Raw genomic sequence first — 20,147 nt, forward strand, 5'->3', positions numbered from 1 at the left:
CCGAACCCCCACCGTCACCCTCGCCGCATGAATGGGACCAACACCCCCAAAACCGACAGCGCGGGATTGACGAACGACATAGAGGCACCCCCCCCGTGATAGGCGTCTATGCCGAAGCCGATGGACACGACCAGGCGTTCCGGTACGTCGATTGCGGCGAGCGCCGCGACGCTGGTCAGGTCCTCCTCCGGCGTACCGAGGCCGGATTCGTCGCCGCGCATCAGGATGTCCGTGCCGCCGTCGACCAGGACGACCGCATCGACGTCGTGCTTCTCGATCAGTGCCCGGTAGGCGGCTCGCAGCGGCTGCACTCCCACGCGCGCGAGGGCGTGCACCGTGCTCGGGTAGCCGTGCAGGTCGAGCCACTGGGCGAGGGTCCGTTCCGGGAAGTACGCCTGGTGTAGGGCCGTTTCGGGGGTGACGGCCGCGACGTCCGGCGCGAGACAGGCATCGAGAGGCAGTCCTTCGAGAGCGCTGAACGAGAGATTGGCGAGTTGGACCTGCTTGCCCTGGTGGAGGAGGGAGCGCGCGATGGGGAGTCCCGCGTAGATGTCGAAGCCACCTCCGGCCCCGGCGACGAGGACGCGTTCCGCCGAATCGAGGCGGGCGAACAGGGGGTTGGTGTGCAGCGAGGTCATGCAGATCATTCTGTGCGTCACGCCCTTCGGTTCGGGTGTACTCCATCAGAGCGTGACCGGCGCCATGTTCGGCACCGTACGATGGCGCGGTGCTGGTCAAGTGGATTCGTTGCACCGTGGTGGACCGTCGGGGATTTGAACGGGGACAGCGAAAGTGGGCGGGGCTGCTGGGTGAGCCGGGGTTCAGGGGACAAGGCGGCGGCTGGAGCCGCGGGCGTCCGGAAGTGGCGCATGTCTTCGCCTTCTGGGAGAACCGTGTCTTCTACGACTCGTTCATGGCGCGCGCGCACGACCGGTTGGCCGCCGCGCAGTCCGGTACGTACAGCAGCATCCAGGTCAAGCTGTTCGAGTACCGCTTCGATGTGAAGACCGGCTTCGAGCCGCGCTTCACCGACGCGGATGTCGTCAGGGTGGCACACAGCAAGGTGCACGAGGACCGGGTCGAGCATTTCGCCTTGATGCAGGAGAGGGTGTGGAATCCGGCGATGGCCGGCTCGCCCGGCATGCTGCGGGGGGTGTTCGGGGAGGCGCCGGGGCACGAGTTCCTCGTGTTGTCCATGTGGCAGTCGAGCGCTGAGCGGGGCAAGTACCGGGCGGGGAGCATCGAGCGGCTGACGCAACGGGCGCAGACCGAGGACGATGTGGCCGCGGTGGCGGGAGACGTTGTGCAGCTTGAGCCGTCCTGGACGGTGTGACCGGACTGTGCCGGCTCGGACCGTGCCGGATCGGACTGTGCCGCCGGCTCAGGAGGATCCGGGCGTGATGGACGCAGGCGTGAAGACGCCCACTCGGGCAGCCGCCAGCGCCGCGTTTGCAGCCTGGTCGGGAAGCCTCTCGTCGATGGGTTCGCGAGTGATGAACAGCCTGAGGAACAGGGGTGAGGTCACCGCCCGGACCAGCGCTCCCGCGTCCGTGCGCCGGTCCAGCTCGCCGCGCGCGACGGCGCGCGCGACGAGGTCCTCGCAACGGGCGAACCGGTTGACGTAGAAGGTGGTCAGCGCCTCGGCGGCGCGCTGCGACTGGAAGGCCGCGGCGATGAACGCGGTCGGCGCGGCTGCCGCGGCAGGGTCGGTGAAGGCGTCGGCCGTCGTGTGCGCCAGGGCGCGCAGATCTCCCTCCAGGCTTCCGGTGTCGGGTGGTGTCCAGTCGTCCTCTCCGGTCAGGTCCAGGGCGTCCGCGACCAGTCCTTCGAGGTTGCCCCAGCGGCGGTAGAGGGTGGTCTTGTGAACGCCGGAATGCTCTGCGACGTACTCGACGGAGAGGCCTGGGTAGCCGTGTTCGGCCAGACCGGTGAGGACGGCGTCCCGGACCGCGGCCCGGGTACGAGCGGTGCGGCCACCGGGTCGACGGGTGCCGGGGGCGAGCGGGGGCGCCGGGACGGGCGCCCCGGGCGAGGCTTCCTCTCCGGTTCCCCGTCCGGCTTCCGGGGCGGCTTCCTGTTCAGTCAATTGCTACTCCTGTTGCGTTAGTGTGCTCCAGTCTGTCATACTCGAATTAATGCAACATTGATTGCGTTTGATTGAGGTCGCCGGGCGGGTCCGGGTGAGGTTGCGCCCGGTGGTCCCCCGCTGCTCGCCGCTGTTTTCGCTCCCTGTCGGCCGTTCGAGTACGGAGGTGCCCTTGCCCACACAGATCTCATTGCACGACGTGACCGTGACGCGTGGTGAGCGGCTGTTGCTCGACGACGTCTCGCTGACCGTGCGTCCTGGTGAACGGATCGGCGTCGTCGGGGAGAACGGCGCGGGGAAGACGACCTTGCTCCACCTGCTCGCCGGTAGTGAACGGCCCGACTCCGGCAGTGCGTTCACAGCTGCCGATCGCGGCGCAGGGCTGCTGGCCCAGACTCCACGGTTGCCACCGGGCAGCACGGTCCAGGACGCGATCGATGACGCCCTCTCTGAATTGCGCACCATGGAGAGGGGGCTGCGGGAGTCCGAGGCCCGGCTCGGTACGGCCGACCGCGCCGCGCTCGCCGCCTACGGGGACCTGCTCACCGCATTCGAGCTGCGTGGGGGATACGAAGCGGACTCACGCGTCGAAAAGGCGATGCACGGCCTGGGCGTGGCGCACATGGGGCCGGCCAGGAAGCTCGGCAGTCTCTCCGGCGGTGAGCAGGCACGGCTCGGCATCGCCTGCCTGATCGCGGCGTCCCCCGAGGTGATGCTGCTCGACGAACCCACGAACCACTTGGACGGAGCCGCCCTCGACTGGCTGGAGGATGCCCTGCTGGCCCATTCCGGCACGGTGATCGCCGTGTCCCATGACCGGGTCTTCCTGGAACGCGTGGCGACCGCGGTGCTGGAGGTCGACTCCGACCGCCGCACGGTCGTGCGCTACGGCGGTGGATACGCGGGATTCCGGGCTGAGCAGAGAGCCGCGCGGCAGCGCTGGGAGCAGTCCTACGCGCAGTGGTGTGACGAGACGGCGCGATTGGAGGAGTACACGGCGACCACCGCCCACGGAGTCGCGGCAGGCCGTGGCATCAAGGACAACAACAAGATGGCGTACGACCGGGCGGGGGGCCGGGTCCAGGCCTCGGTGTCCGGGCGGATCCGCAACGCGCGCAAGCGCCTGGAGCGACTGCGGGAGGAGTCCGTCCCCAGGCCACCGGACCCGCTGCGCTTCACCGCCCGGCCCACGGCCGGCGCGACCGAAGGGGAACTGGTCTCCCTGACGGGCGTACGGGTGGGAGATCGGCTCGCTGTCGACCGGCTCTCCGTGGCGGCGGGCGAGAAGCTGCTGATTCACGGCGGCAACGGGGCGGGGAAGTCCACTCTGCTCCGCGTCATGGCGGGCGTGCTCGAACCCGACGCGGGCCGCGTGGTCCGCAGGGGCGGGATCGGCTACCTCGCTCAGGAGATTTCGGCGCACCGCCCGACGGAGCGGGTGCTCGCGGCGTTCGGCCGTGGCCTGCCGCTGACCGACGACGAGCAGGCGGAACTGCTGCTCTCGTACGGATTGTTCAGGTCTCGGGATCTCCGGGTGCCGGTCGGATCGCTCTCCGCGGGGCAGCGCAGAAGACTCGCCCTAGCCCGCCTGCTGGCCCGGCCGGCGGACCTGCTGCTGCTCGACGAGCCCGCGAATCACCTGGCGCTCGGACTCGTGCAGGAGTTGGAGGAGGCGCTGGCCCGCTGGCAGGGCGCGCTGGTGGTGGTCTCCCACGACCGGCTGCTGCGCCAACGCTTCACCGGCGACATCCGGCGGATGGAGTCCGGACGACTGCTCGAATGAGCCACAGCACTAGGGTCTGTACATGGCACGACCCCAACGCATTGTCCTCGTCCGGCACGGGGAGTCCGAAGGCAACGTCGACGACACGGTGTACGAGCGCGAGCCGGACCACGCGCTGAGGCTCACCTCTGCCGGGCTGCGGCAGGCCAGGGAGACGGGGGTGCGGCTGCGCGAGATGTTCGACGGCGAGCGGGTCAGCGTGTACGTCTCCCCCTATCGCCGCGCGCACGAGACGTTCCGATCCTTCGGCCTCGATCTCGAACGGGTGCGGGTGCGGGAGGAGCCGCGACTGCGGGAGCAGGACTGGGGCAACTGGCAGGACCGGGACGACGTGCGGCTGCAGAAGGCGTACCGGGATGCTTACGGGCACTTCTTCTACCGCTTCGCGCAGGGGGAGTCCGGGGCCGATGTGTACGACAGAGTCGGTGCCTTCCTGGAGAGTCTGCACCGGAGTTTCGAGGACCCCGAGCACCCGCCGAACGTACTGCTGGTCACGCACGGACTGACCATGCGGTTGTTCTGCATGCGCTGGTTCCACTGGTCGGTGGCCGAGTTCGAGTCGCTGTCCAATCCGGGTAACGGGGAGACGAGGACGCTGATCCTCGGAGAGGACGGGCGCTACACCCTTGACCGGCCGTTCGAGCGCTGGCGCGTCCCCGAGCCGTACGGCATCACCGGATAGAGTGGAAGGGCGATGACAACCGCTGACTCTGCAACCGACCAACGTCTTGAACGCGCCTTGGCCAGCTTGCGCGGACTGGCTGTGGGAGACGCACTGGGTTCCCAGTTCTTCGTCCCGGCCAACTATCCGCTGCTGAAGCAGCGCGAACTTCCCCCCGGCCCCTGGCAGTGGACGGACGACACCGAGATGGCCGCATCGGTGCTGGCCGTCCTGGCGGAGCACGAGCGGATCGACCAGGACGCGCTCGCGCGTTCCTTTGCCGTGCACCATGACTTCGACCGGGGATACGGCCCTGCCGTGAACCGGCTGCTCAGGCTGGTACGGGAAGGCGGCGACTGGCGAGAGCTGGCGTCCGCGTTGTTCAAGGGGCAGGGCTCCTGGGGCAACGGCTCGGCGATGCGCATCGCGCCGCTCGGTGCCTGGTACGCGGACGACCCGGAGCAGGCCACGCACCAGGCCGAGATCTCTTCGTACCCCACGCACCAGCACCGTGAGGCGGTCGTGGGTGCGATGGCCGTCGCCGCCGCGGCCTCACTGGCGGCATCGACCACGGGACCGCCCAGCCCGACGGAGCTTCTCGACGGTGTGATCGCGCTCGTGCCGCGCAGCGCGGTCGGCGCCGGGCTGCGCCGGGCACGCGACATGCTCGACTACGGCGATGCGGGAACGGTTGCCGCGGTCCTCGGCAACGGCAGGCGCACCAGTGCACATGACACCGTCCCGTTCGCCCTCTGGTCTGCGGCGCGAAGCCTCGGTGATTTCGAGCAGGCATTCTGGGTGACGGCCCAGGCGGGCGGCGATGTCGACACCACCTGTGCCATCGTCGGCGGGATCCTGGCGGCGGGCAGGGCCGGCGCTCCACCTGCCCACTGGTCGGCGCAGACGGAGGAACTGCCGGACTGGCTGCTGCAGTAGGGAGAGGGAGGCGACAGCGCCACCGTCGTGGTGCGTCAGCCGGACCGCCGACTGTCACGGTACTGCCACAGCCCTTCCGCGCACGGCCGGTGACCGTGAGGGGAAGCTACTCTTTCGGCCACGCCGCCCATGGTGATCACCTTGCGGGCGTGCAGCGAATGAGACGCCGGGGTGCCCCCGTGCTGCCCAGCGGCGGTGCGCGCGGATCCCGGTGGGGGAGGGGTCCCATGTCCGATCAAGCATCAGAGATACCCCGGCCGGAGGATGCCACCGAGCGGCCCGAGCCGGCGGGGCAGGCCGAGCCGTCGGAGCGGCCCAGGACGTCGGGGCCGGCCGTGTCGGCCGCATCGGTGAAGGGTCCGCTGCCGGAGTCCCATGGCGCCGCCCCGGAACCGCAGCAGGTGCCGATCGGCACGCGACCGGGCGGACACCGGTCACCGCCCAACCCTCGGCAGTACGGCAAACCCCAGGCCTCGGTGTGGTCGCGGCTGCGTCCGGTCGGCCCCACCACCATCCGGAGCTCGACGCTCTGCTCTGCCCTCGCCACCGCGATACTGAGCGCCCTGCTGCTGGGCGACGGACTCGGTTCGAACCTGTTGATCGTCGCGCTACCCACCGCGCTCGCGGCTTTCTTCGCCGCACGGGCGGCCGGTCGCCGCCTCCGTCCATGGACAGCTGTCTGGGCGGTCGGCGGCCTGGCTCTCCTCGTCGTCCCGGCCCTTCGGGATGCCGGATGGCCCACCTTCCTCGCCGTCGTGTCGGCTGTCGCCCTGGGCTCGCTCGCTCTGCACAGCAGTCGTGGCTGGCCCGGGGTACTGCTCGGCTCGCTGTGCCTGTTCAGTTCCGTCACCGACGGTGTGGGCTGGGGAGCGCGCGGCGTGCGTGAACGGATGGCGGACTCCCGAGGCTGGTTGGGCGCCGTCTTGCGCACCACTGCGGTCGCTGTCGTCCTGCTCATCGTGTTCGGGGCGCTCTTCGCGAGTGCCGATGCCGCCTTCGCCGATGTGCTCGGCAACCTGGTCCCCGATGTGTCGGTGGGCGAGGGCCTCTGGCGGTCGTTGCTGTTCGTGGTCGGCCTGGTCGGCGCACTCGCCGCCGCGTACACGGCGGCCGCTCCGGTGCACTGGGACGCCATCACCGTTCGTCCGGGAAGGGCCCGCGGGCGGTTGGAATGGGCGCTGCCGCTCATGGTGCTGAATCTGCTGTTCACCGCCTTCCTCGCCGTCCAGCTCACCGTGCTGCTCGGCGGATACGACAAGGTGATGGCCGAGACCGACCTCAGCTACTCGCCATACGCTCGGCAAGGCTTCTGGCAGCTGCTGTGGGCCACGCTCCTCACGCTGTTGGTGATCGCACTCGCCCTGCGTCGGGCCCCTCGCGGACGAGGGAGCGACCGCACTCTCGTACGGAGCGTGCTCGGCGCGCTCTGTCTGCTCACTCTCGTCGTCGTGGCCTCCGCACTGAGGCGCATGGACCTGTACGTGGAGGCGTACGGCCTGACACGGCTGCGCATATCCGTGGCCGCGGTCGAACTCTGGCTGGGCGTGGTGTTCGTCCTGATCATGATCGCCGGCGTGCGCGGTGCGCGACTGCTGCCACGCGCGGTCGCCGCGAGCGCTGCCGTCGCCGTGCTCGCGTTCGGCCTGATCTCGCCCGATGGGCTGATCGCCGAGCAGAACGTTCAGCGGTACCGCGATGACCACTCCATCGACATCGACTACCTGCAAGGCCTCTCGGCCGACGCCGTGCCCGCTCTGGACACACTGCCGGAGCCACTGCGCTCATGCGCCCTCATGGAGATCGAACGGTCGCTGCGAGCCTCCGACACCCCTTGGTACGCCACCAGTTGGTCCGAGGCGCGGGCCCGCGACATTCTGGGAGAACGGGGTTCGGGCGATCTCGCGCGGGTATGCCAGGCTTCGCGCACGGGCGGCGGCAGGGACGGCGACCGCGGCGGTGACGAAGGCGACCCCTACGACCCCTACGACCCGTACTGACGTGAGCCGAACGGGAGGGGTGCCGACGCGTCGTGGCGCGGCGGTCCGCGTCTGCCGCATTCCGTGGTTCAGGAATCCTGCCCGAGCACTGCTGAGCGTGTCGGTCGGTGATTCCGGCCGCCTTTTCGGGCCATCGGCACACCTCTTCGTGATCACCGTCCCGTACGCGCGGCTCTTCGGACGCGTGGCCCGCAGTAGACGGAATGGCCGCGGTCCAGGATCCTTTCGCCATCCGTTCCTCGGCTCGGTGCGCGGCCCGGCCGGTCGTCCGGTGCCCCGGGGTGTTGTCGGCGTTGCCATCGGCGTACGCTGACATGCGCCATGCCGTACGAACCACCCACGCACACCGTCGAGCGCTCACTGCGCGCTACCACTGGTGCCAAGACCGTCGCCGGTGTCGACGAGGTCGGACGCGGAGCGTGGGCGGGACCGGTCACCGTGTGTGCGGCCGTCACCGGCCTTCGCAGACCTCCTGCCGGACTCACCGACTCCAAGCTGATCAGCCCCAAGCGCCGCGCGGAGCTGGCCCCGTTGCTGGAGCGCTGGGTCACCGCGTTCGCTCTGGGGGACGCCTCTGCGCGGGAGATCGACGACCTGGGCATGACGGCTGCCCTGCGTCTGGCCGCCGTGCGCGCGCTCGAAGCCCTGCCGGTGCGGCCCGACGCGGTGATACTCGATGGCAAACACGACTACCTGGGACAGCCCTGGCAGGTCCGCACGGTGATCAAGGGCGACCAGTCCTGCATCGCGGTCGCGGCGGCTTCGGTGATCGCGAAGGTGCGACGGGACACGATGATGGCCGAACTGGGCGCGGATTCCGGTGAGTACGCCGCCTTCGCCTTCGGTGCCAACGCCGGTTACCCGTCGCCTGTGCACAGGGACGCGCTGGAGGAGTGGGGGCCCACGCCCCATCACCGTCTCTCGTGGTCCTACCTGGACGCGCTGCCCAGGTGGCAGCACCTCAAGAAGGTCCGTTTCTCCGCCGAGGCGGCCGCACTGGAAAGCGGGGGCCAGCTCGGCTTCGACTTCTGATCGCGCACATGTACCCACCCGCTGATGCCCCGTGTGTCGGCGTTTGATAGACAACCACCCATGCCTCTCATCCCCGAGGAGCCTCAGATTCACGAGAGCGCCCAGGGTCCCCGCGTCACTCCGGCCACAGGCCGTACCGCGCCGACCCCCCGTCCTGTACCCGGTCCGCGTTCAGCGGCCACACCGCGCCCCGGTCGCCCGGGTCCCGGCCCCGCGAGGCCCGCGCCCCCGGCGCAGCGCCCGCACCCCACCTCCGGTCAGTCGAAGGCGACCCGTCCGGAGAATCGTTCCGCGCCGCAGATCCAGCTCATTCCCGCCTCGGCCGCCGGTGCTCTTGACGCCGCCGACGAAGCGGTGGATCTGCTGCTCGACTCCGGGCGCGCACCGGGCGACATCCTGGTGCTGACCACCGGTGAGCAGCACCCGTGGGCCATGCACGAACTCTCCTTCGGTGACGCCGCCTACTGGGCGCAGCACGAAGCCGGCGACGATGTCTTCTTCGCCGGTACCGCGGCCTCGGGCCGGCTGAAGCCTCGTCCCGTGGTGGTCGTCGCCGTCAACGGCGGCGGTGACACTGTCGCCGACACGCTGTCCGGTGCCCGTGAACGCGCCGGAGCCCTGCTGATCGTCTGCGGGGACCCGCAGACGATCAATGCGGTGCTCGCCGCCGGCGTCTGAGCCGCAGGACACACCGGAGTGTGGTGACCCGGCTGCCCGACGGGGCGGCCGGGTCCGCGACCGCCGGTCAGCGTGCCGCGGTTCGCCGTTGCGCCTGAGCGGCACCGCCGCCGGTGCGCAGCGGCACCGGATCACGGCCGAGTGTCGTGTCGGCGAGAGCGGACGGCTGCGAAGTGGAGTCGGGCCGACGCCCGCCCCGGCCCTCGCCCAGCACCTGCCAGCCGCCGCGGGTGAGCGTGATGTACGCGCCGCACCGCAGGCCGTGCAACGTGCAGGCGTCCCGCAGGCCCCACATCCACGCGCCGTCCTCCTCCGTCCAACGCTCGTCACCCTCACGGCAGTAGAGCAGTACCGCAGTACGGACAGGAGTGCGGCGGCGGAGGTCGTGCGGGATGACCTGGCGCAGATTCGCCAGCAACGCGTTACGGAACGCCCAGCCGTCCGCGGTCAAGGAGCGGCGCGCGAACGAGGCACTGGCCGCGAGGCGTTCCTCGTGGTCGAGTACGGCGACGACAGCGGTTGCCGGCGTCGGCCGATGCCGGGCGTGCAGGCCGCTGACAACCTCGCGCGGGCTGCGCAACAGAGGTATGCCCGCCGCTGCCCATTCGGCCGGTTCCAGCATCCGGGCCAGGTGGTTGGCGGATTCGGTGGACACCGAGGACGCCGACATCGAAGTGTCTGCGGACGGAGCGTATCCGAAGGTCACGGTCCTCCCTTCGCATACGCGCCCACGGTGCGGGCAAGGTCGAGTGAGGGCGCACCACGGCACAGCCCTTCCGGGCCGCGAAGGGACCGTGCGGGAGCGAGTCCAATTCTTCCTGGCGTATCGGCGGGCGGCAACGAGCAATCGGCACAGCTGACGGGTATCAGGCGAAATGACTCTGATATCCCTGCCCACGTCTCGCCCGGACAATGTCTCCTGCCCCGCCCGAACGGCAAGTACCAGCGGAAACACCCCTACGCCCTGGCCCGGCGCAACAGTCGCGCCGCCGCGGCCGAGCCCCTCGTCCTCCCGCCCTGGAGCAGCAGCATCTTCGTGTGTTCGACGCCGCGTCGGCGCGTCCCACCCGCACTGACCTGCATGAACGCGACCCTCGGTGAGGGGTGTGGGCTGAGCGCTTCGGCCTGCCGCCCTCGATCGGCGCGTGGCCGGCATCGTTTGTGAGCAGGTTGTCACGCCGGGTGAATTGGTCGATTGTCCTTGCCATCGGGTTGCATGGGGGGATGGACAACCTGGAGCTCCGCACTGAAGCCGATGCCATCCTCGCTGAGCTCGTCGGCGACCCGAGTGGTTCGGCGCGGCTCCGGGAGGACCAGTGGCAGGCGGTGGCGGCTCTGGTGGAGCAGCGCCGGCGTGCGCTGGTGGTGCAGCGCACCGGCTGGGGCAAGTCGGCGGTCTACTTCGTGGCCACCGCCCTGCTGCGCCGTCGTGGCTCCGGCCCGACGGTGATCATCTCGCCGCTGCTGGCACTGATGCGCAACCAGGTCGAGTCGGCGGCTCGGGCCGGTATCCACGCGCGCACCATCAACTCGGCCAACCCGGAGGAGTGGGAGACGATCTACGGGGAGGTCGAGCGTGGCGAGACCGATGTTCTCCTCGTAAGTCCGGAACGCCTTAATTCTGTTGATTTCCGCGACCAGGTGCTGCCCAGGCTCGCGGCCACGACCGGTCTCCTGGTGGTCGACGAGGCGCACTGCATCTCCGACTGGGGCCACGACTTCCGCCCCGACTACCGCCGGCTGCGGGCGATGCTGGCCGAGCTGCCCGCCGGTGTGCCGGTTCTGGCCACCACCGCGACCGCCAACGCGCGCGTCACCGCGGACGTGGCCGAGCAGCTGGGTACGGGTGCCGGCGAGGCCCTGGTGCTGCGCGGCCGGCTGGACAGGGAGAGTCTGCGGCTGGGTGTGGTCCAGCTGCCGGACGCCGCGCACCGCCTGGCCTGGCTCGCCGAGCACCTGGACGACCTGCAGGGTTCCGGAATCATCTACACCCTCACTGTCGCCGCGGCCGAGGAGGCCACCGCCTTCCTGCGACAGCGCGGCTTCCGCGTGGCCTCGTACACGGGGAAAACGGAGAACGCGGACCGGCTGCAGGCGGAGGTCGACCTGCAGGAGAACCGGGTGAAGGCACTGGTCGCGACATCGGCGCTGGGTATGGGCTATGACAAGCCCGACCTGGGGTTTGTGGTGCATCTGGGTTCGCCGTCCTCGCCGATCGCCTACTACCAGCAGGTGGGCCGCGCCGGTCGAGGGGTCGAGCACGCCGATGTCCTGCTCCTGCCGGGCAAGGAGGACGAGGCCATCTGGCGCTACTTCGCCGATACGGCCTTCCCGCCCGAGGCGCAGGTCCGCCAGACCCTCTCGGCTCTGGCCGGTGCGGGACGGCCGCTGTCGGTGCCCGCCCTGGAGGCGGCGGTGGATCTTCGACGCAGCCGACTGGAGTCGATGCTGAAGGTGCTCGATGTCGACGGCGCGGTCAAGCGGGTGAAGGGTGGCTGGACCGCCACGGGTACCGAATGGGTGTACGAGGCCGAACGCTACGCGTGGGTGGCGCGGCAGCGGGCTGCCGAGCAGCAGGCCATGCGCGATTACGCGAGCACCTCCGAGTGCCGGATGGAGTTCCTGCGCCGGCAGCTGGACGATGAGGAGGCCGCCCCGTGCGGTCGTTGCGACAACTGCGCGGGAGCCTGGGCCGATCCCGCTGTCTCGGCGGAGACGTTGACGGGGGCGACGAAGGAACTGGACCGCCCGGGGGTGGAGGTCGAGCCGCGCCGGATGTGGCCGACGGGCATGCCCGCACTGGGCATCGACCTCAAGGGGCGCATCCCGGCCAAGGAGCAGTGCTCCACCGGGCGTGCCCTGGGACGGCTCTCGGACATCGGCTGGGGCAACCGGCTGCGCCCGCTGCTGGCCGACAACGCGCCCGACGGTCCGGTCCCCGACGACGTTCTGCGGGCCGCGGTGGCGGTCCTCGCCGACTGGGCACGCTCTCCGGGCGGCTGGGCGCCGAATGTCCCGGACGCCTCGGCCCGGCCGGTGGGAGTGGTCGCGGTACCGTCCCTGACCCGATCCCAGTTGGTGGGCTCCCTCGCTCAGGGAATCGCGACCATCGGCCGCCTCCCCCTTCTGGGCACCCTGACGTACACCGGCCCGAGCGGCGCGCACGCGGCACGCCGCAGCAACTCCGCCCAACGCCTCAGGGCGCTGTCCGGCGCCTTGGCTGTCTCCGGGGAACTGGCTGACGCCTTGGCGAGTTCTCCGGGCCCCGTCCTGCTCGTGGACGACTCCACCGACTCCGGATGGACCCTCGCAGTCGCTGCCCGCCTGCTGCGCCAGGCGGGCAGCGAGCAAGTTCTTCCGTTGGTCCTCGCCGCGGCGGGCTGAGATGTCCCGTGCTCGTGCCCGGTGAACCACAGCTCGGCGTGCCGGGTTCGGGGGTGGCGCCGTCGGAGCCGTCGGGCGTGACGCGTTCCGATCATTCGTTGCGAATGATCAGGTCCTCATGCCGCGCTCATGAACGGCGATCGCGCAGGCGTGCCCGCACCACCCCAGCACATCTTCCGCGCGGTGACCGACGCCTTCACGCCCGGAACCCGACCGACGCCTTCACGCCCGGAACCCGACGACGACGGCCGGCGCGGACGATGCCGGTCACAGCATCGAACCGCCTCGGCCAGGCAGCCACCTGGGCCGTGGACAACAGCCCGGGTCATCGCCACTCCGGCCCGCCGTCGAAGTGCACGTCGAACTCTCCCTCCGGAGCACCGGCCGGTTCGCTCTCGCGTGTCCCAACAGAACCGCGTCCAACGGGTCGTTGGGAGGGACCGGGCGGGCGGGTTGTGAGAAGTGCCGGAAGCGGCGCGCCCACCGGCCGCTGAGTTGGTGCCTTCTCCCTATGGGAACGACCACCGGGAACTCGCTAGCGTCGGGACCAGGAACTGCTGGGTGTTCCGCCGAGGTGTGCTGTGCCACGGATCCTGCCCGGCTCTGCGAAATGAGGGGCGTGACAAGCGCAGCGGGCAAGCTCGGGCACGCCGTGCGCGGTGGCGGAGTGACGCCGGTGCTGGCGGCGGCCTTTCTCTGGGGCACGGTCGGCCCCGCTCAGATCCTGGCAACAAGCAGCGCCTCGCCAGTGGCGATCGGCGCGTGCCGCATGCTTCTCGGCGGCTTTGTCCTGGGGCTGTTCACCGCGCGGCGAGCCGGTATCCGGACCGTGTGGCAGCGGAACACCCGCTGGTGGACGCTGGTGAGCATCCTGGTCACGGCGGTCTTCCAAGCATGTTTCCTGGAGGCAGTGGCCCGCGGTGGTGCCGCCCTGGCCACCGCCGTCACTTTCGGTACCGTCCCGGCCGTGACGGGGGTGTGCGGGCGAATCCTGGCCGGTGAACGGCTCAGCGGACCGTGGGTCTGCGGCACCGCGTGCGCGGTCGGCGGGATCGCACTGCTTCTTGTCCCGGCCGACGGGGCACCGGCCGACAGCATGGGCGTACTGCTCGGGATGATCGCCGGGGCCAGCTTCGGTGTGTACATCTCGGCGACCAAACAGCTCGGGGACCGCGGCGCGGATACCGCCGCCGCTGCCCCCACAAGCGTGTTCTGCGCGGGAATCCTGGTCTCACCATGGGCCCTCGCCCACCCGGACGGGCTGACCGAACCGCGCTCCCTGGTCCTGATCGGCTGGCTGGCCCTGGCCACGACGGCTCTGGGGTATCTGCTGTTCACCTGGGGCGTGGGACGGATCAGCGGGGCGACGGTCGGTACTCTCAGCCTGGCGGAACCACTTGTCTCCACGGCGCTGGGGGTCGCGCTACTGGGAGAACGGCCGGGCCCATCGGCGGTGGCCGACGCGGTGCTCCTCCTCGGCGGGCTCGTCCTGGTCTCCGCACCGGCCCTGCGCCGCAGGCGTCCGGTCGGGCCCGCGCAGAGGTGACCGCCGCCGGTCCGCCGGGCGACGGCGAGGGCAAAGACCAGTGGCCAGGGCGCCGGCTCGCGCCACGCCAACCCCAGGACATGCGAGAACCGGCACAGGACTCAGTGGCGCACGCGGGACAGTTGGCCGCGTTCGTCGGCCAGGACGGTATGGGGGAGGCGCGACGCGCGCCGACGCGTCTGGTCCGACTCGATGAGTTTGCAGGCCCTGGCCACGCCGACCGCAACCAAGCGCAGGCGGGATGGGACCGACCGGATTCGAACCGGCGTCCTCCCACATGCGGTGAAGGCGCGACGACCGCTGCGCTACGAGCCCCATCCCGCTCGCGATCGTACAAGTCACCTGTGCTCCACCGCCATCGACGGCGGGGACCGCCTCGACGGTCAGGACGGAGATCGGGGTGGGCGTACGCATGAGACACCCCCGGTGCCGAAACGTGCAGGTGACGCTCGACGGAACACGTCGGGCAACCGCCGCTCCGCCGTGCTTCTCACCCGACCACCTGGTCGCACAGGTCCCTGCCGGTGCCCCTCGAACGTGGCCGCCTCGTCGAAGGGCCCCCGGGCAGTTGTGGTCTGACCGATCGAGAAGGTGGCACCGGGCGCGGCATAGTCGACGGGACCGTCGAACCGGGCCGACGTGCCACCGCCCACTGCGGGGTGAGGAACCGGCCGACGTGCGTGACGATCGGACGGCCTGCCCGCGCCGCGACGGCTGTGTCACCGGTGTCTTCGGGCGTGTGGTGCACCTGTTCGCCCTCGGCCGGCGCTTGGGCGCTCTCGGCCTCGCACAGCAGCAGATCGCACCCCTCTGCCATCTGCGTGAGGTTCGCGCACGGCGCTGTGTCTCCGGAGCAGACCGGCAATCGGTCTCCGGAGCAGACCAGCGATCGGTCCGCAGCCTCGATGCGTACGGCGAAGGCCGGAATGCCATGTGTCACCGCCCGGCTGGTCAAGGCGAGTGCGCCGACGCGTGCCCGATGCCCGTCATGCAGCTCATGGACGGCGAAGGCGGACTCGACGGGGCTGCTCGTCGAGGTGTTGGTCAGGAAGTGGACGAGCCGCGCGGCGATGCCTGGTGGCCCGTACAGGGGGATGGGTGCGGCGAGTTGTATGTCCGCGAAGAGCGCCGCGTAGTAGGCGGTGAGCAGATCCGCGCTGTGATCGGCGTGCGGGCGCGAGATCCAGATCGCATCCAGCTCATCGAGCCGGACATGCTGCTGCAACTGCGCCGGCGTCCCGCAGCCCGCATCCACTCGGACCCGAGTGCCGCAGCCGGACACCAGACAGCCGGAGCACGCTCGCGTAGGGCGTCGCGCACCCCAGGACGGTGAGACGGAGAAGATCGCCGGCCATCCGAGGGGTCTATAGCTTCTTCTGTACGCTCCGCGGCTGTGCTGCCGACCGGGCCGAGGTGAGAGACCATGGTGGTGATCGGCCGGGCCGGTGACACAGCGGGGAGCGAGGTGGCGACCGGTGGGGTCTGCCGAACTCTTCGCGGGAGGTGCCGGGCGCGCGCCCGAGGCTCCGTCCGGTGGCCTGATCGATCTGCTCAGCGTCTCGGCGGTGGTGCTGGGCGCTCGGGGGCGGGTGGTGTTCTGGAGCCCGCAGGCACGGCAGATCTTCGGCTACAGCGCCCGGGAGGCCCTGGGCCGGTACGCGGCCCGGCTGATGGTCGACGAGCAGCACCTGGACCTGGTCACCGAGCTGTTCTCCCAGGTGATGTCGGAGGGCTCGAGTTGGGCAGGGGCCTTTCCTGTACGGCACAAGGACGGCAGTACCCGCCTGGTGGAGTTCCGGAACGTGCGACTGGAGGGTGAGCACGGGGATTTCTACGCGCCGGGTATCGCCGCCGATCAGGCTGTTCTGCAGCGTATGGAGCGCGACCTCGCGCTCTCTGCCCGACTGGTCTCGCAGTCTCCGATAGGGCTGGGGATCCTGGATCCCGATCTGCGGTACCTGGTGGTCAACCCCACGCTGGAGCGCATCAACGGCCGGCCGGCCGATCGGCAGGTCGGCCGCCCCGTGCGTGAGGTGCTGGACTTCATGGACGCCGGCCCGGTCGAGGCCGCGATGCGCCGCGTACCGGCCAGCGGAGACCCGCTGGTGAACCAGTTCACCCTCGCCCCCACTCCCTCCGACCCGGGCCGCGAGCACGCCTGGTCGGCCTCCTACTACCGGCTGGAGGAAGCGCGGGGCAGGTGCTCGGACTCGCCCTCGAACTCGTGGACGTCACCGAACAGCACCGCGCGTCCTCCGAGGCCGCCGCGGCGCGGCGGCGTCTTGCCCTGATCGCGGACGCCTCCACGCGCATCGGCACCACTCTGGAGCTGGATACCACCGCCGACGAACTCGCCCGCACCTGTGTGCCCGAGCTGGCCGACCTCGCCGCGGTCGACCTCCTGGAGACCGTGCTCCAGGGCGGCGACAGCGACTGGGCGCCCGATGGCCCGGCCGCCCTTCGCACCCTGGCCCTCGCCGGCCACCTCGCCCCGGCCGTCTCCGTGCCCTCCGGACACCTCGCCCGGTACGAGCCCGACCACCTGATCACCCGCTGCATCACCACCGGCCGCCCGGTCCTCGCTGCCCAGATCACAGGCCAGGGCCTTGCTCACATCGCCCCCTCCCACGCCGCTGCCGTCCTCGCCGGGGCCGGGGCACACACCTGCCTCGCCGTTCCGCTCACTGCCCGCGGCCGCGTGCTGGGCGCGCTGGGTCTCGCCCGCGCCCGCAATCCGCTGCCCTTCAGTGAGGACGACACCGCCCTGGCCCTGGAACTGGCCTCCCGCGCAGCCGTCAGCATCGACCACGCCCGCTGGTACCAGAACCAGCGCCAGGCCGCCGAGAACCTCCAACGCAGCCTCCTGCCCCAGAAGCCGCCGCACCGGCCGGGCCTGGACATCGCCTGCCGCTACCAGCCCGCCTCGACCATCTGCGGAACAGGCGGCGACTGGTACGACGTCATCGCGTTGTCCGCCGACAGGACCGCACTGGTCATCAGAGACGTCATGGGCAGCGGCACCGGCGCCGCCGCCACCATGGGCCAGCTGCGCACCGCGACCCGTACCCTGGCCGCGCTCGACCTGGACCCCGCCGCGGTCCTGCGCCACCTCGACCGCATCACGGGCGAGCTGGAGCAACGGTTCGCCACCTGCACATATGCCGTGTACGACGCGCGCCGCGCCTGCTGCAGCCTCGCCACCGCCGGTCACCTGCCGCCGGTCCTGATCCCCGCCGTCGGCGCCCCGCGGTTCCTCGACCTCCCCACCGGAGCGCCCCTCGGCGTGGGGAGCGTCCCCTTCGAGACCAGCCAGTTGAGGATCGAGCCCGGAGACGGGCTGCTGTTCTACACCGACGGACTGGTCGAAACCCGCAGCCACCCCCTCGACACGCGGCTGGGCGTCCTCCTGGGGCTCCTCGCGAGATCGCCGCGCCGACTGGAGGAAACCTGCGACCACCTGTTGGACGCCCTGCGTCGTAGTGATGAGCCCGAAGACGTCGCCCTGCTCCTCGCCCGCGCCCGCCCCGTCGCCCCACGCCACAGCGGCGACGGGGACGCCGGAAACACGTGACCGGCTTCGGCGAGGCCTGGACGCCCGCCGCACTTCCAGGCGGCGGACCTCAGCAGCGCCTCCTGGACGTCGCAGGGCATGAGGTCGCCGCTGCCGAGAGCAGCACGCGGACGCATCTCCAGCTCGCCGCCGTCGTGCTCCAGGGCGATCGGGCAACCCCGAGCGGCAGACAGATGTCGCCCAAAAAGTGAAGATCAGCCTTGGGATCTGATGCGGTCTTGGGGCCAGTCTGCCGCCGGCATGATCTCTGTGCACCACTCGCGGTGAACCACATCATCTGACGCAATGAGCGAACCGGACATGCGCCGTCATTTCTCCTCAATACTCACGAGCCGCTTGATCATCAATCGCCTCCGCAACCCCCAACAAACGTTGTTCCTGGAGATGAACGAAGTCGGCCACCTCCATGCGATCAAGGAGCAGCGTGACACCCCAACGCCCGCTCGCCGAGCGGAACTTCTCCCCTGCCGGCGCCACCGGACCGGAGACCGCTCCACCGCATCCGGGCGCTCCCACACCAGTCGCAGGCCGCGGTGTCAGTGCCGCCTGTCATCCTGGTGGGATGCCCGGCGGCGCCCATCACCGAAGCCGATGCCGCCGCCGGGCACACCCCTGCGCAGCGCAACGTGGAGCGCGGCACTCTGCCCCGGGTCATGGGCCGGCAGCGGCCGGACACACGCCTGCCGGCACCCTCTGAACTGGTCACCCGGATCGAGCGCTCCAGCAAAGGAGTCGCAGAACCTCCTGAACAATGAACAGAGTCCGTGTGCGGACAAGACAGCGCCTCCGGGCCGACCAGCAGCACATCCGCCGTCCCGGCCGTCGCCTCGGCCTGGACGGTGTGCCCCCAATGCAACCCGATGGGTACGACAAACCGCGAACGGCCTTGCGACCCCTGTGGATAACTTTATCCACAGGGGTCGCGGAAATGGGCCACTCGCGGGACGGTCATGCCATGAACCAGCACGACGAAACCAACGGTCCGGTCGAAGAGCAGCAGATCACCCTGCGGGGCCCTGCCGAGCTCGCCGACGCCCTCCCGTACCTCATGGGGTTCCACCCGAACGACAGCGTGGTCATGGTCGCCCTGCACGGTGGCCGGGGGCGCTTCGGCGGGCGGCTCAGGCTCGGTATCCCGCAGTCACCGCAGGAATGGCAGCCCGTCGCCGAGCAGCTCGCTGAGTGCCTGATCAAGGGGAGCGAGCGGCGCGGGGAGCGCCCTGACGCGATCGTCATCTTCCTCTGCCAGGATCCTGCCGAAACCGAGAGCGGCAGCCAGATCATGGAGCGGCTGCGGCCCCTTGCCCAGCGCCTGCGTACGGCGTGTGGTGCGCTCGACGTGCCCGTTCTCGAAGCACTCTGCATCTCGGACGGCCGGTACTGGTCGTACTGCTGCCCGGATGGGCGCTGCTGCCCGGCCGAAGGGAACCAGTTGGCCTTGCCCGGCACCTCGGTGATGGCGGCCGCTGCCGCATACGCGGGTATTCAAGTGCGCGGAACGCTGCGGGAGATGGAAGCCAGGCTCATGCCTCTGCGCACCCCGGCCGCTACGGAGCAGCAACGGGCGCTCGACTCGGCCGGGGCCGAGCTGGTGCCGAAGATCTTGGACGAGGTGGGACGCGAGGATGTGGCCCGGGAGACCTTGGGGCTTGTCCGCAGGCTCATGAAACGGCTCGGCGAGGCGCCGGTCGTGGTGCCCTCCGAGTCGGACTTCGAAGACGACCGGTTGATCAGTCACGACGAGGCCGCCGCGGTGATCCTCGGGCTGCAGGACCGGGAGACCCGTGACAAGGCCGCCGAGTGGATGGAGGGGCCGGGGGCAGGTTCCGCGCTGCGGCTCTGGCGGGCGTTGTCCCGTCGCTGTGTAGCACCGTACGAGGAGCACGCCGCGGCACCGCTGACCTTGGCAGGGTGGGTCTCCTGGTCGACCGGGGACGAACCGGCCGCACGGGTCGCGCTGGGTCTCGCCCTGCGCGTCGACCCTGGGTACACCTTTGCTCAACTCCTCCACGAGGCGTGCAACCAGGGGCTCGACCCGGAGACCCTGCGCCGTTGTCTCCGGGGGGAACGCCGCGCCCGGACGGTCCGGCGAGTCCACCGCACGGACCGGAGCACACGGCCTCGCACGGTACGCCGGACCGCCACGCGGCCGAGGAAGACCTCATCCGGCTCCGCCCGCCCCGGAACGGCTGCCGCCCGACGGCGGTCCGGGCAGGCCTCTCCCAACCGCCGCGGGTCCAGGAGCAGCCGTTGATCCCCGCGCCCCGTCGCTCGGCCATCTTTGATCAGCGGTCCGATAGGGAGACCCCTGATCCGCATCGCGCGGGGAGCGACGGTTGCGAGCGCGTGCCGCGGGCCCGTTCCGGCACGCTCGGACAGACGCACCCAGCAGCTTCTCCCGTTGGGGCTTGCGTGGATCGCGAAGCCAAGGCGCAGGATCACCGACGCCCTTCGCGCCCTGCTCGCGAAGCGC

14 protein-coding genes, 1 tRNA gene and 2 pseudogenes are annotated in these 20,147 nt (G+C 70.4%); 12 read left to right on the plus strand and 5 right to left on the minus strand.

Annotation, left to right across the window (positions count from 1 at the left end; genetic code table 11):
• Window positions 1-92: 92 nt before the first annotated feature.
• A pseudogene (locus ABZ826_RS17180) lies at window positions 93-638 on the minus strand (DUF1152 domain-containing protein); the annotation flags it as partial.
• Window positions 639-727: 89 nt separating this feature from the next.
• Here ABZ826_RS17180 and ABZ826_RS17185 point away from each other — a divergent pair.
• Window positions 728-1,333, plus strand: coding sequence for a YdbC family protein (locus ABZ826_RS17185; RefSeq protein WP_361448102.1), 606 nt, complete (start codon window positions 728-730; stop codon window positions 1,331-1,333).
• Between the two features lie 48 nt (window positions 1,334-1,381).
• On the opposite strand, the gene ABZ826_RS17190 is transcribed toward ABZ826_RS17185, so the two are convergent.
• Window positions 1,382-2,086, minus strand: coding sequence for a TetR/AcrR family transcriptional regulator (locus ABZ826_RS17190; RefSeq protein WP_361448105.1), 705 nt, complete (start codon window positions 2,084-2,086; stop codon window positions 1,382-1,384).
• Window positions 2,087-2,258: 172 nt separating this feature from the next.
• Here ABZ826_RS17190 and abc-f point away from each other — a divergent pair, with 172 nt between their 5' ends.
• The 6 genes from abc-f (at window position 2,259) to ABZ826_RS17220 (ending at window position 9,173) form a co-directional block, all read left to right on the plus strand.
• Window positions 2,259-3,869 carry a ribosomal protection-like ABC-F family protein gene (abc-f, locus tag ABZ826_RS17195; protein ID WP_361448108.1) on the plus strand — a complete coding sequence of 537 codons (1,611 nt, stop codon included), beginning with the start codon at window positions 2,259-2,261 and terminating at the stop codon, window positions 3,867-3,869.
• A 22-nt stretch (window positions 3,870-3,891) separates the two neighbouring features.
• Complete coding sequence (locus tag ABZ826_RS17200) at window positions 3,892-4,551, plus strand: histidine phosphatase family protein (RefSeq protein WP_361448111.1); 660 nt, start codon at window positions 3,892-3,894, stop codon at window positions 4,549-4,551.
• Between the two features lie 12 nt (window positions 4,552-4,563).
• On the plus strand, window positions 4,564-5,466 hold the full coding sequence (locus ABZ826_RS17205; RefSeq protein WP_361448114.1) for an ADP-ribosylglycohydrolase family protein: 903 nt from the start codon (window positions 4,564-4,566) through the stop codon (window positions 5,464-5,466).
• A gap of 227 nt (window positions 5,467-5,693) precedes the next feature.
• Window positions 5,694-7,463 carry a DUF4153 domain-containing protein gene (locus ABZ826_RS17210; protein WP_361448117.1) on the plus strand — a complete coding sequence of 590 codons (1,770 nt, stop codon included), beginning with the start codon at window positions 5,694-5,696 and terminating at the stop codon, window positions 7,461-7,463.
• Window positions 7,464-7,784: 321 nt separating this feature from the next.
• Entirely contained in the window at window positions 7,785-8,495 is a 711-nt protein-coding gene (locus ABZ826_RS17215) for a ribonuclease HII (protein ID WP_361448120.1), read from the plus strand.
• Window positions 8,496-8,555: 60 nt separating this feature from the next.
• Window positions 8,556-9,173 (plus strand): hypothetical protein, encoded by a 618-nt coding sequence (locus ABZ826_RS17220; protein ID WP_361448123.1) that lies wholly within the window; start codon window positions 8,556-8,558, stop codon window positions 9,171-9,173.
• Between the two features lie 67 nt (window positions 9,174-9,240).
• Here ABZ826_RS17220 and ABZ826_RS17225 read toward each other — a convergent pair whose 3' ends face one another.
• Complete coding sequence (locus ABZ826_RS17225; RefSeq protein ID WP_361448126.1) at window positions 9,241-9,879, minus strand: hypothetical protein; 639 nt, start codon at window positions 9,877-9,879, stop codon at window positions 9,241-9,243.
• Window positions 9,880-10,397: 518 nt separating this feature from the next.
• Here ABZ826_RS17225 and ABZ826_RS17230 point away from each other — a divergent pair.
• Both ABZ826_RS17230 and ABZ826_RS17235 read left to right on the plus strand, forming a co-directional pair.
• Window positions 10,398-12,557, plus strand: a complete 2,160-nt coding sequence (locus ABZ826_RS17230) for a RecQ family ATP-dependent DNA helicase (RefSeq protein ID WP_361448129.1) — start codon at window positions 10,398-10,400, stop codon at window positions 12,555-12,557.
• Between the two features lie 619 nt (window positions 12,558-13,176).
• Entirely contained in the window at window positions 13,177-14,103 is a 927-nt protein-coding gene (locus tag ABZ826_RS17235) for a DMT family transporter (RefSeq protein ID WP_361448132.1), read from the plus strand.
• Between the two features lie 242 nt (window positions 14,104-14,345).
• On the opposite strand, the gene ABZ826_RS17240 is transcribed toward ABZ826_RS17235, so the two are convergent.
• Window positions 14,346-14,419 (minus strand) — tRNA-Ala (locus tag ABZ826_RS17240).
• Window positions 14,420-14,681: 262 nt separating this feature from the next.
• Window positions 14,682-15,458: pseudogene (locus ABZ826_RS17245) on the minus strand (MBL fold metallo-hydrolase); the annotation flags it as partial.
• A gap of 120 nt (window positions 15,459-15,578) precedes the next feature.
• On the opposite strand from ABZ826_RS17245, the gene ABZ826_RS17250 reads away from it, so the two are divergent.
• The 3 genes from ABZ826_RS17250 (at window position 15,579) to ABZ826_RS17260 (ending at window position 19,928) form a co-directional block, all read left to right on the plus strand.
• Entirely contained in the window at window positions 15,579-16,394 is an 816-nt protein-coding gene (locus ABZ826_RS17250) for a PAS domain-containing protein (protein WP_361448135.1), read from the plus strand.
• Window positions 16,304-17,674: a GAF domain-containing SpoIIE family protein phosphatase gene (locus tag ABZ826_RS17255; RefSeq protein WP_361448138.1), complete on the plus strand. Its 1,371-nt coding sequence runs from the start codon at window positions 16,304-16,306 to the stop codon at window positions 17,672-17,674. The genes ABZ826_RS17250 and ABZ826_RS17255 overlap by 91 nt, the downstream gene beginning before the upstream one ends.
• Window positions 17,675-18,629: 955 nt before the next feature.
• Window positions 18,630-19,928, plus strand: coding sequence for a DUF4192 domain-containing protein (locus ABZ826_RS17260; protein ID WP_361448141.1), 1,299 nt, complete (start codon window positions 18,630-18,632; stop codon window positions 19,926-19,928).
• Window positions 19,929-20,147 lie beyond the last annotated feature (219 nt).

The sequence above is a fragment of the Streptomyces sp. NPDC047515 genome (assembly GCF_040643055.1).
Lineage (GTDB): Bacteria > Actinomycetota > Actinomycetes > Streptomycetales > Streptomycetaceae > Streptomyces.

Coding starts and splice junctions, on each gene's coding strand:
- ABZ826_RS17200 (WP_361448111.1), top strand. CDS start 3,892: ATGGCACGACCCCAACGCATTGTCCTCGTCCGGCACGGGGAGTCCGAA.
- ABZ826_RS17205 (WP_361448114.1), top strand. CDS start 4,564: ATGACAACCGCTGACTCTGCAACCGACCAACGTCTTGAACGCGCCTTG.
- ABZ826_RS17210 (WP_361448117.1), top strand. CDS start 5,694: ATGTCCGATCAAGCATCAGAGATACCCCGGCCGGAGGATGCCACCGAG.
- ABZ826_RS17215 (WP_361448120.1), top strand. CDS start 7,785: ATGCCGTACGAACCACCCACGCACACCGTCGAGCGCTCACTGCGCGCT.
- ABZ826_RS17220 (WP_361448123.1), top strand. CDS start 8,556: ATGCCTCTCATCCCCGAGGAGCCTCAGATTCACGAGAGCGCCCAGGGT.
- ABZ826_RS17230 (WP_361448129.1), top strand. CDS start 10,398: ATGGACAACCTGGAGCTCCGCACTGAAGCCGATGCCATCCTCGCTGAG.
- ABZ826_RS17260 (WP_361448141.1), top strand. CDS start 18,630: ATGAACCAGCACGACGAAACCAACGGTCCGGTCGAAGAGCAGCAGATC.